Annotated in this window: 10 protein-coding genes; 3 read left to right on the forward strand and 7 right to left on the reverse strand. The window is 68.2% G+C overall.

The genetic code is table 11. The features are described 5' to 3' along the window. The first annotated feature begins 200 nt into the window (after positions 1–200). Positions 201–1796: a GMC family oxidoreductase gene (locus tag GV790_RS27365; protein WP_163817473.1), complete on the forward strand. Its 1596-nt coding sequence runs from the start codon at positions 201–203 to the stop codon at positions 1794–1796. 126 nt (positions 1797–1922) lie between these two features. Here the strand turns inward: GV790_RS27365 and GV790_RS27370 are convergent, their stop codons facing one another. From GV790_RS27370 to GV790_RS27380, 3 genes are all read right to left on the reverse strand, one after another. Continuing rightward, positions 1923–2399, reverse strand: coding sequence for an HAD-IIIC family phosphatase (locus tag GV790_RS27370; RefSeq protein WP_163817475.1), 477 nt, complete (start codon positions 2397–2399; stop codon positions 1923–1925). Positions 2400–2572: 173 nt separating this feature from the next. Then, positions 2573–3601 carry an alpha/beta hydrolase gene (locus GV790_RS27375; protein WP_163817477.1) on the reverse strand — a complete coding sequence of 343 codons (1029 nt, stop codon included), beginning with the start codon at positions 3599–3601 and terminating at the stop codon, positions 2573–2575. Between the two features lie 255 nt (positions 3602–3856). Then, positions 3857–4333 carry an SLOG cluster 4 domain-containing protein gene (locus GV790_RS27380; protein ID WP_178128409.1) on the reverse strand — a complete coding sequence of 159 codons (477 nt, stop codon included), beginning with the start codon at positions 4331–4333 and terminating at the stop codon, positions 3857–3859. 224 nt (positions 4334–4557) lie between these two features. On the opposite strand from GV790_RS27380, the gene GV790_RS27385 reads away from it, so the two are divergent. Further along, positions 4558–5019 carry a hypothetical protein gene (locus tag GV790_RS27385; RefSeq protein ID WP_163817479.1) on the forward strand — a complete coding sequence of 154 codons (462 nt, stop codon included), beginning with the start codon at positions 4558–4560 and terminating at the stop codon, positions 5017–5019. Positions 5020–5043: 24 nt separating this feature from the next. Here GV790_RS27385 and GV790_RS27390 read toward each other — a convergent pair whose 3' ends face one another. Further along, positions 5044–5994: a LysR family transcriptional regulator gene (locus tag GV790_RS27390; RefSeq protein ID WP_163817481.1), complete on the reverse strand. Its 951-nt coding sequence runs from the start codon at positions 5992–5994 to the stop codon at positions 5044–5046. A 216-nt stretch (positions 5995–6210) separates the two neighbouring features. Here GV790_RS27390 and GV790_RS27395 point away from each other — a divergent pair, with 216 nt between their 5' ends. Then, complete coding sequence (locus GV790_RS27395) at positions 6211–7458, forward strand: Glu/Leu/Phe/Val dehydrogenase dimerization domain-containing protein (protein ID WP_218586477.1); 1248 nt, start codon at positions 6211–6213, stop codon at positions 7456–7458. Positions 7459–7490: 32 nt separating this feature from the next. Here the strand turns inward: GV790_RS27395 and GV790_RS27400 are convergent, their stop codons facing one another. The 3 genes from GV790_RS27400 to GV790_RS27410 form a co-directional block, all read right to left on the reverse strand. Further along, on the reverse strand, positions 7491–7802 hold the full coding sequence (locus GV790_RS27400; protein ID WP_163817483.1) for a hypothetical protein: 312 nt from the start codon (positions 7800–7802) through the stop codon (positions 7491–7493). A 32-nt stretch (positions 7803–7834) separates the two neighbouring features. Further along, complete coding sequence (locus GV790_RS27405) at positions 7835–9076, reverse strand: oxygenase MpaB family protein (RefSeq protein WP_163817485.1); 1242 nt, start codon at positions 9074–9076, stop codon at positions 7835–7837. Positions 9077–9880: 804 nt separating this feature from the next. Continuing rightward, on the reverse strand, positions 9881–10764 hold an 884-nt coding region (locus GV790_RS27410), incomplete at its 5' end, for an esterase/lipase family protein (RefSeq protein WP_163817487.1).

Raw genomic sequence — 10764 nt, forward strand, 5'->3', positions numbered from 1 at the left:
GGGCACAACGAGACGGGGGATCAGCCTGCCGCGGGAGCGTTGTCGGAGCGGCGACTCGGCACGGTCGGCTCCTCGCCGGGGGGGGCACGGCGTATCCGGCGACGTCGGCGGCGCGAATCGGCCCGCGATGGACGGAATCCGGCCCGGTGACCTTCACGTGCTCGTATGTTTGCCCTACACAGTGAGATCGGAGATGGACAGTGGGTACAGGTGAGGTCGCTGCGGACTATGTGATCGTCGGGGCGGGGTCGGCGGGCGCGGTGCTGGCCGCCCGGCTCAGCGACGATCCCGATACCACGGTGCTGCTGCTGGAGGCCGGGCCGCAGGACAAGAACAAGTTCATTCATATTCCGGCCGGGTTCGCCAAGCTGTTCCGCAGCGAGGTGGACTGGGACTACCTGACCGAACCGCAGCCGGAGCTCGACGGCCGCCAGATCTATTGGCCGCGCGGAAAGACCTTCGGTGGGTCGTCGTCGATGAACGCCATGATGTGGGTGCGCGGGTTCCGCGCCGACTACGACGAATGGGCGCTGCTGGCGGGCGAGGATTGGAGCTTCGCCAAGGTCGTCGAACAGTACCGTCGCATCGAAAACGTCGAAGGCGCCCTATATCCCGACGAAGGCACCGACGGTCCGCTGCACATCGCCCATCAGCGCAGCCCACGCCGATCGACGGCCGCCTATCTGGAGGCGGTGCGCGAATGCGGCTTCACCGTGGAGCCGCCCAACCGGCCCGCGCCGGAGGGCTTCTGCCAGACGATGGTGACCCAGCGCGGCGGCAGGCGCTGGAGCACCGCCGACGCCTACCTGCGTCCGGCGCTGCGCAGGCCGAACCTCATCGTGCGCACCGAAGCGCTGGCCACCCGCGTGCTCTTCGACGGAACCCGCGCCACCGGCGTGGAATTCCGGCAGGGCGACGCCACGGTCACCGCGACTGCGCGACGCGAAGTGGTGCTGTGCGGCGGCGCGATCAACACACCGCAGCTCCTCATGCTCTCCGGCATCGGCGACCGTGCGGAACTGGAGCGCCACGGCATCGAGACCGTGCACCACGCACCGGAGGTCGGCGCGAACCTGCAAGATCATCTGGTGGCGGCGGTCGGCTACGGGGTGGAATCGGATTCGCTGTTCGCCGCCGAGAAGCCACGTCAGCTGCTGGATTATCTGCTGCGCCATCGGGGCATGCTCACCTCCAATGTCGGCGAGGCCTACGGCTTCCTGCGCAGCGACCCCGATCTGGAGCTGCCCGATCTGGAGCTGATCTTCGCCCCTGCCCCGTTCTTCCATGAGGGGCTGGTCGATCCCACCGAGCACGGTGTGGTGCTGGCGACGGTCCTGCTGCGCCCGCACAGCCGGGGCCGCATCAGCCTCGCCTCCAAGGATCCGGCCGCCAAGCCGATCATCGACCCGCGCTATCTGTCCGACGCCGAGGGCGCCGACCGAGCCGCGATCATGTCCGGGCTGCGCACCTGCGTGCGGCTGGCCGAGGCGCCCGCGCTGAAATCGGTGCTCGGGCCGCTGATCTACCCGCCGCAGCCGCCCGCCGATATCGAGCAGACGCTGGAGCTGTCGCTCAACCGCTACTCCCATACCCTCTATCACCCGGCCGGGACCTGCCGGATGGGCTCCGACTCGGCCAGCGTCGTCTCCCCGCAGCTGCAAGTGCGTGGGGTACAGGGCCTGCGGGTGGCCGATGCGTCGGTGATGCCGGTGCTGGTGCGCGGGCACACGCACGCGCCGTCGGTGCTGATCGGTGAGCAGGCGGCGACGTTCATCAAGCGCGACGCGCGCGGCTGAACCGGGCGGCACGCCCTCGATCTCGGTGAGAACCGCACGAGGGCGGGCCGGGCCGGCGTCGCGCGGCAGCGTTCTCGCTGAGATCCGGTCTCCCGGTCGCGAGCGGGAAGGTGGCGCGCGGGTGGTTCAGAGGGCGGGCACCCGGGCGAATCCCAGCGGCGGGGTGGGATCGCGGTCGGGGCGCACCACCGGCCGGAAGTCGGGATGGTTGAGCAGCATGCCCGCATTGCGCGCCGCATAGCAGCGCACCAGCGGCAACGCCCGCGCCACTTCCGCCCGTTCCACCGGTTCGGGATCGACGAATCCGATGGAGTCCAATCGCAGCCCGAGGGTGTGGCTGATCCGGACGATCGCCGAAGACTTACGGCCCCAGCCGATCTCGACGACGGAGAACATCTCGAGCAGTCCGTGCCTGCGCAGCATGTCCGTGGTGCGCGTCCGGTCGCCCCGGCTGGCCACCGCATGCCACATTCCGCGTTCGCTCAGCATCCGCAGCGTGCGCAGAGCGGAACGATCCAACGCGCCGGCCGTGCCGTCGTAGACGACGCCGTCCCACAGCGTGTTGTCCAGTTCCCAGACAAGACATCGCAGTGCCGGTTGCATCTCGGCGCCCCTATCGGTCTCGTATCGCTGTTGCCGCGCCGAACACGGCAGGCGGGTCCAGCACACCATCCAGCGCACGGCACGGGCCGGGCAAGACCCAGCTTTCCCGGGCCGACGCGGCCGGGACGATGCTACCCATACCCATCACCCGACGACCACTCGTGCGCGCGCCGTCATCGCGGCAACCCCAGGCCGTCGGCCAGCACCGGCCACGAGTCCTTCATCGCCTGCTGCCAATACCCCCACGAATGGGTGCCGGTGGGCTGGAAATCGAAGGTGGCCGGAATGCCCAGCTGATGCAGCCGGTCGCGCAGATTGTGGGTGCACCAGTTCACCGCCGCCTCGATCAACCCGCCCAGCACCAGCTGATTGGCGAAACCACGCGGACCCGGCTGCATGTGGGTGCCGTTGTACACGTCGAACATCCCCGGGATGCCGGTGCCGGTGGAGATGAACAACTTCAGCCCGCGCAGTCCCTCGGCATTGACATACGGGTCGTTGGCGGCCCACATCGGGTCTCCGGGCGGGCCGTACATGTTGTCGGTGTCACCACCGCCCCACGACTCCACCGCCATCTTCACGAACTGCTGCCCGATCGGATCGCTGATCTGCGCGCACCCGCTGTAGGCCGCGACGGCGCGGTACAGGCCGGGTTTGGCGATGGGCAGCTGCAGCACCGAGGTACCGGAGGTCGACAGCCCGGCGATGGCGTTGACGCCGGTGGTGCCGAATTCCGCGTCGATCAGTGGCGGCAGTTCCTCGGTGAGGAACGTCTTCCATTTGTACACACCGAGTTTCGGATCACGGGCACGCCAGTCGGTGTAGTAGCTCCATCGCCCGCCGATCGGCTGCACCACGTTGACGTCCTTGTCGGCCAGGAACCGCAGCACATCGGTGTTCTTCTGCCAGGTCGCGCTGTCCTGCCCACCACCACCGCCGTTGAGCAGATACAACGTCGGCCGCGGCACCGACCGGTCTGCGGGCCGCTGCACGTTCACCATGATGTCGGTGTCCATCGAGGCCGAGTGCACCCGCAGCTGCACCGTGCGGTCGTCGACCTCCCAGGATCCGGTGATCGAGGACGTGGGCTCGGCCGTCGCGTTCGGTGCCACCGCCGCGGCACCGGGCGCCACCGCCATCATCGCGAACGCGACCGCAAGCACGCGTCCCCGCGCACGGCGGGCCATTCCTGATCCGATCATGAGACGCGAAAGCTCCTGTCCTGGACGGCGACCGGTGGCGGCGCCGTCCAGCTGGTCGACTGCTGGTGAATCACCGACCAACCTAGAGCGCGCGGAGGCCGTCACCGGGCGAACAAGATCGCCTCTGGATACCTCACCAACAGCGGAGTTCACGCCTAGAGAGACAACACAATCCGGCGTCGTCGTCCAGGTGTGCGCGGCCACCGGCGACCACACCGCGCGGCGCGGCGCGTAACCGACGGCGAGACAGGTGAGCTACTCCCGGGCCAGCGCGGCTTCGACAGCGGATTCGGGAGTGGTGGCGATGATGCCGGATCCGACGTGTTTCCCGTTCGCGTCGAGAATCCGCCACCCACCCAGCGTCACCACCCGGACGGCGCCGCGGTGGTTCGCGAGCGCCAGTTCCGACAATGTCCCCCATGAGCCACCGATGATGATGACGGCGTCGGCGGACCAGACCAGGATGGCGTTACGCGCCTGGCCCATATTCGTGTAGAGCACGGCGGACAAGCCGTCGCATACGCCGTCCCGGTCGGTGTCCGGGCGAACCCCGATGACCAGCCCACCGGCCTTCGAGGCACCCTCGGCGACCGCTGCCATCACCCCGCCACCACCCCCGCACAGCACCGTCGCCCCCGCCTCGGCCAGCAACCTGCCGACCGCACGCGCGTTGGCGGCATCGGCCTCGCCGCATTCGCGCGGCCCGCACACAGCTACCTGGATCGGGGTCAACCTCACTCCTTGCGATTCGAATGTCCGGCGTCACCGCTACGCGCGGCACTGATGATGCGAATACGCCGCGCCACCATGGCCGATGATGCGCTGCGGACGATTATCGACGCAGCCTCGGAGTGCGCGGATCGTCTTCGCGATCGGCGGCGCGTTACCAGCCCCTGGTTGCCCGTACATCGATCGGGTACAGCCACGACAGGTACCCCTATCTGTGAGGAGAAGTGATGCAACGGTCCCGTGGCTATCTGATGCGATCGACGGTGGCGGCTGCCGCGTTGGCGGCGGGTGCGGTGCTGGCCGGGTGTGGTGACGACGACGGGTCCGATCCGGCGCCCCGGACGCCGGACCTGCCGACGATCACCATGACCACCCAGGGGGCGGCGACGACCTCACCCGGCGGAGACGAGGACACCGTGACCCCGCAGGCGGCGCAGCAGCTGTGCGACATGATCGAACCCGAACTCGACAATTGGCGTGACCAGGGCTCCACCGTGGCCAAGGTGAGCTTCAACGGCACGGTGCAGAACTGGGCCGCACGCAATGAAGGGCTCAACGACGAGGTGATCCGTGACAATTCGATCGTCGACACGGTGACCACCCAGACCTGCCCCGATGTGCGTCAACAGGCCATCGACATTCTGGAGGTGCCGGATCTGGCCTCGGCATTGGCCGGTTGGGACAACTGATGACATGACGCCGGCGGCTGCCCGTCATCGCGGCGGCTGCGCCTCGGCCGAATCCGGTAGCGCGGTATCGGCGCCCAGGCCCTTGTCCTGAGCAGCGGCCCTGATCGCGTCCACCACCAGCAGCAGCGCCGCGCGCCGCGCGGTGGTGGTGCGGTAGGCCAGCGACACGGTGCGGGTGAGGATGTCGCCGAGCGCGACGATGTCGACTCCCGGCGGTCGCAAGGCGAGGCCGAGATCGGACACCAGGGTGACGCCGAGCCCGGCAGCGACCATCGCCATGGCGGTGGCCTGCTCCTCCACCTCGTGGTCGATCCGCGGCGACACCCCTGCCGATTGGAACGCCAACCGGACCGCGTGCCCGAAGTGCGAGCGGGCCGGCGCCAGAATCCACGGGTATTCGGCCAGCTCGGCCAACGTCACGCTGGTGGCGGGGACGGCACCGGCCGGTACCGCGGCGTAGAGCCGCTCCACCGCGATCACCGCGCGTTCCAGGCCGCCGTCCCATGCCATCGGGTAGTTGGAGTAGTCGAGCACGAACGACAGATCGAGCGCCCCGTCACGGACCGCCGCGGCGGTCGATTCCGGGGCGAGTTCACGGGTGCGCACCAGAATGCCGGGGTGGGTGCGCGCGAGGGCGTTGAGGGCGTCGGGCAGCAGACCGGAGGCCACCGAAGCCCACACCCCAGCGGTGAGTTTCGCCGTCACCGATTCGGCCGCATCCTCGAGCGCCTGGGTGGCGCGTTCGACCGAGGCCAGGATTTCTTCGGCATGCTCGGCCAGCAGCACTCCTTGGTCGGTGAGCTGGACCCGGCGTCCACGCCGCTCCAGCAGCCGGGTGCCGACATCGCGTTCGAGCTGCGCCAGCTGTTGCGACACCGCCGAGGCGGTGTAGTGCAGCGCCGACGCGGCCGCGGTCACGGTGCCGCGGCGATGCAACTCGCGCAGCATCCGCAGGCGGGCCAGCGACAGATCCATGTCCCCGAGCCTAAGCGCTCCGTCCGCCCGCAGCGCTGTGCAGCAACGGTGAACACAGCCGTGAACCAACCGTAAATAGACGGGTGGACCTGTGCGAATGCACGCTGGGCAGCACAGGTCGTACCCACATCGGGTGGGATCGAAACCGGACCGGAGTGTGCGCAACGCGGCGATTGCCCGACGGCCGGAACGAGCACGAACAGGGAGGTGTCCGTCATGACGACAATGCACGAACCGGTCGGCGGTCCCGCACCGGTGAGCGATGTCGCTGGATGCGCGCCGGCGCCGCCCAGCGCTGCTGTTCGCCGGACCGAACCGTATCTGCGCTTGCAATGGACCGATTCGCTCACCGGCGCCACCGGCTATCTGGTCGTGCACACCCTGCGCGCCGGGCTGGCCACCGGCGGCACCCGGATGCGTGCCGGATGCACGATGAGCGAGGTGGAGGACCTGGCGCGCGGCATGGCGGCCAAGACCGCCACCTTCGACCTACCGGTCGGCGGAGCCAAGGGCGGAATCGACTTCGACCCCAAGGATCCGCGGGCGATCGAGGTGCTGGAACGGTTCTGCGAGGCGATGCGCCCGTGGCTGGACGCGCATTGGGTCACCGCCGAGGATCTCGGCGTTCCGCAACATCTGATCGATGCGGTGTTCGACAAGCTCGGCCTCGGGCAGAGCTATCATGCCGCGATCCGTCGCGCCGACGACCCGGCCGCCACGCTGGCCCGGGTGCGCCGCGGGCTCGACGCGGCGGTCGACGGCGGTTTCCTGCTCGGCGATGTGATCGGCGGATACGGCGTCGCCCACGCCTGCCTGGCGGTCGCGGTCTGGTGGGGGCAGGCGCCGGCCCGGACGACGGTGGCGATCCAGGGCATCGGCACCATGGGCGGAGCCGCGGCCTACTACCTGCACGAGGCCGGGATGACGGTCACCGCCGTCGCCGACGCCGCAGGCACGCTCTACCGCGCCGCCGGCCTCGACATTCCGGCGCTGCTCGAGCTGCGCGACGGCTACGGCGAGATCGACCGCAACCGGCTGCCCGCGGGCATCGAACAGCTGCCGCGTGGCGCGATCTTGTCCTGCGACGCCGACATTCTGGTGCCCGCGGCCATCTCGTACGCGATCACTCCGGACAATTCCTTCGGCGTCCGGGCCCGGGTCGTGGTCGAGGCCGCGAACGCCGCCACCACACCGGAGGCCGAGGCCATGCTCGCCGCCCGTGGCATCCCGGTGGTGCCGGATTTCGTCGCCAATGCCGGCGCGGTGGCCTGGGCGTGGTGGCTGCTGCTCGGTGAGGTCGACGACAACCCGGACACCTCGTTCGACCGGCTGCGCACCATCATGCACACCAAGGTCGCCCAGCTCTTGGCGGCCCGGGCCGAGCAGGGTCTCACCCCGCGCGAGGCCGGGCAGCGATGGGCCGACGATCCGGCACCGATCCAGGGGCCGGTCGTCATCCCCTGATCGGCGCCGGAGCGGTCCATCGGCGCCGCGGATCAATACCGTGAGGGCGAGCAGGGATTCCCGAGCCCGGAACCGGTGGCCAGATCGCAGATGCCGCTGGTGAGCATCTGGAACGGGGTGATGCCGAGCAGCACGATGATGCCGATGATGTCGCCCTGCTGCGCAAGGACCCCGGCCGATCGCGCGGCCGAGGAGCCAGCGTCGAGCATGGACGATCCGGTACCTGCCTCGGCCACCGGCGTGACCGGAGCCGCGGACCCGGCGTCGGCATTCGCACCGGCCGCGGCGCCGACCAGGGAAGCCGCCGCGAGTGAGGCCGCGGCACAACGGAGGGAATTACGCACTGTCGCGCTCCTTTATTCGATGAATCGGGTGGTCAGCGATGCGGCTTGCTCATATCGCGGTTCATGGTCGGGATTTCGATGCTGATCGGCATCCGCAGCTCGGACAGATACGTCAGCGCGCCCTTGCGCAGGAATTCGTCGAACAGCCAGTACACCTCCGCCGTCGGCGGTGCCACGGTCAGCACGCCTTCGCGCACCGCGATGAACGGCCCCCAGCTCAACCGCAGCAGCGGATCCCAGACCGGTTCCCGCGGAATGGCCAGCCCGTCGGCGATGCGGTCGCCCAGCAGGAACCGGGTGAACGAGCCGAGCACCGGCTTGCTGAGGATGGCGAAATCGACGTTGGCGCCGAGGCCGAGCAGCCGGTCGGCCAGCCGCGCCCCTTCCGGGGTCGCGGCGAGGATCGGGTCGAGAACCTGCGCCGCTTGCGAATTGGCTTCGGGCCAGGAATTGGGGATGTACTCGTCGCGGATACCGAGCATGTGCCCGGCGACCTGCCAGGAATGCAGGAACGCCTCCGACTCGTGCGGCGGGATCGGCACCTTCCAATTGGTCAGGTGCTTCATGACGGTCGTCGGCAGACTGTGCCAGGTCACCATCATGTCGTTCTGGCTGATCGGAATGTCTTCCTCGGCCGACTGCACCCAGTGCGGAGATTGCGGAAGCAGATGCCGCACCGCCGCATGCACCAGCCGCGTCTTGACGCACGTGACGACCATTTCCCCGTCCGGGGCGTAGGCGTTGTTGCTGCCGATGTCGTAGCCGAGTTTGGCGGTCTTGGTGATGCGGTCCTTCAGGTCGTGGCCGCCCTTGGAGTAATAGACCGCGCGGGCTTCCTTCGGGATGACGGTGCTCATCATTCCGCTGGCGAAGCCGTAGAGCACGCCGAGGTAGAGCCCGCGTTTCTTATTGAACTCGATCGCGGTGCCCAGTTTCGCCGGATCGGTCCAGTGCGGCATCTGCCGGGCGTACTCCATGAAGTCGCGCAGTTGCGGCGGCAACCCGTCGGGCAGCGGTTGACCGTTTCTGGTCCAGGTGCGCAGCAACTCGTTGACCCTGGGGACTTCGCCACGGTCGATCAGACCAGCGACCAGTTCGTCGGCCTCGGGATCCCACACCGTCATCGGGTCGGCGCCGGTCCCGGATCCGGCGACCGAACCGTTCGGCGACCAGGTCCAGGGCTGCGCGCGGGCAGGCGAGACCACCGCCATGGCGCCGATCGCCCCCAGAATCCCCCCGGCCTTCAACGCATTACGCCTGTTGATTGCATCCATGACGTCCACTCCTCATCGAGTACAAGCAGATCCCGATCACGCGGAGGGCGGCCCGGACGCCACCTCCGCGACATCGCGGAATAGTCATTAACTTAACAGGGCGCCGTAACCTTGTACACGTTTTCGGAACAACGGTGCGTCCACTCCCCTTCCGTCAGCAGTCGGTCCGCGCGGACATGATCAACAACGCTGAACGGACACGAATTACCACGGAGAACCGCGTTCCGCAGATGAAGTGCGCTGTGATGCGGAGAGGCCGCCCGGCACCGCGGCCCCAGCTGCACAAGGGGCACTAGGCGCCAGCAATGCCCAGTAACTTAGTGCAACCGAGAACGTCCATCGACCGTGAACCTCACCGCGTTCGGTCCATCGCGCCTACCGCCATCGCCACGTCTGGGGTCAGGGCGGCAGCGAGACTTGGCGACGAATTCCGCGTGCGCCGCCGGATCCTGTTCCCGCGCCGAAATGCGCACAACACAGGCCGCCGGCTGCCATCGGTGATCGATGGCGGCCGACGGCCTCAGCCTCGGTCCCAGAGTCGGTCCATCATGGCGTCGAGAGCCGGCCCGATACCGGACCGGCTCCGACATACCCCGGAAACGCCGCATGCCCACCGAACGGCCGGGTGCGTTTCGGCCGTTCGGTGGGCACTTTCCGCCGCGCGCTCGATGCGGAGGACGGACAGGGGCGGGTTGAGGGGTCTCCCGTCCGCCGGCACGCTGGGCACGGCGGCCTGGCAGCCATCGGGCCGGTCGCCGGAGTCGTTAGTCGATCCGGTCCGGTGGGTGCCGGTCTAGGGGGTGGTCAGAGTTGTCCGCCGCCGCCGATGAGCCAGGGGTTGAAGGTGCATTGCAGTTGCGGGAACTGCACCGGGTCCAGGGCATTGAGCGCGATCGACAGCGCGCGGGGGGAATACATCATGGTCAGGTGGTCGGAGATGTCTTGTTCGCAACCGTCCTGCAGGGTGATGTTGCGGACGGTAGCCCCCGGACCCGGCTTCAAAAAGGTCAGATCGTAGGGGTTGGTGATCTCGTCGTAGCGGGTACCCACGATCGTGTAATCCACCCCCGCCACGGTGTCCCCATTGGCGTTGAGTTGGTTGACGAAGTCCGAACCGATGGTCTGCTGGATCCCGGCATGCCCGACGAAGATCTCGATGAACCCGAGGATATCGATGCCCAGGTTGTTGATCGCACGCCCCAGCGCACCGATCCCGTCCAGGCTGGTGCCGTGATGGGTGGCGCCATAGGTGATCAGGTTCTTCACCTTCGCCGCGCCGCCTTCGAACTTGGTGTACCAGTTCGACATCGACCCACCCTGCGAGTGCGCCACGATATCGACCTCACCGGCACCGGTCGCGGCCAGCACCCGATCGACGAACACCGCCAACTGCTTGGCCGAGTCCTGGATGTAGCCGGTGCCCATCACCCCGGGCAGCACCGACCCCACACCGCCGCCCTCGAGCAGGTTCGACCGCCCGTAGTTGAAGGTGAAGGTGCAGAACCCGGCATCCTTGATCGGCTGCCCCATATAGGCGTAACCGTTGTAGGCGTTCATCCACGTGCCGTGGATCAACAACACCGGCCGCGGATGCTCGGGCGTCGGCTTGCAATTCCAGTCATTGGCCCCCGGCGGCGCCGCATCACCATTGGCCAGCCCATAGGCGAATGCCGCCAGCCACGACGTCT

This window comes from Nocardia cyriacigeorgica, from assembly GCF_010858045.1.
GTDB lineage: Bacteria > Actinomycetota > Actinomycetes > Mycobacteriales > Mycobacteriaceae > Nocardia > Nocardia cyriacigeorgica_E.

Coding starts and splice junctions, on each gene's coding strand:
- GV790_RS27390 (WP_163817481.1), bottom strand. CDS start 5,994: ATGGATCTGTCGCTGGCCCGCCTGCGGATGCTGCGCGAGTTGCATCGC.
- GV790_RS27370 (WP_163817475.1), bottom strand. CDS start 2,399: ATGCAACCGGCACTGCGATGTCTTGTCTGGGAACTGGACAACACGCTG.
- GV790_RS27405 (WP_163817485.1), bottom strand. CDS start 9,076: ATGGATGCAATCAACAGGCGTAATGCGTTGAAGGCCGGGGGGATTCTG.
- GV790_RS27385 (WP_163817479.1), top strand. CDS start 4,558: ATGCAACGGTCCCGTGGCTATCTGATGCGATCGACGGTGGCGGCTGCC.
- GV790_RS27395 (WP_218586477.1), top strand. CDS start 6,211: ATGACGACAATGCACGAACCGGTCGGCGGTCCCGCACCGGTGAGCGAT.
- GV790_RS27375 (WP_163817477.1), bottom strand. CDS start 3,601: ATGATCGGATCAGGAATGGCCCGCCGTGCGCGGGGACGCGTGCTTGCG.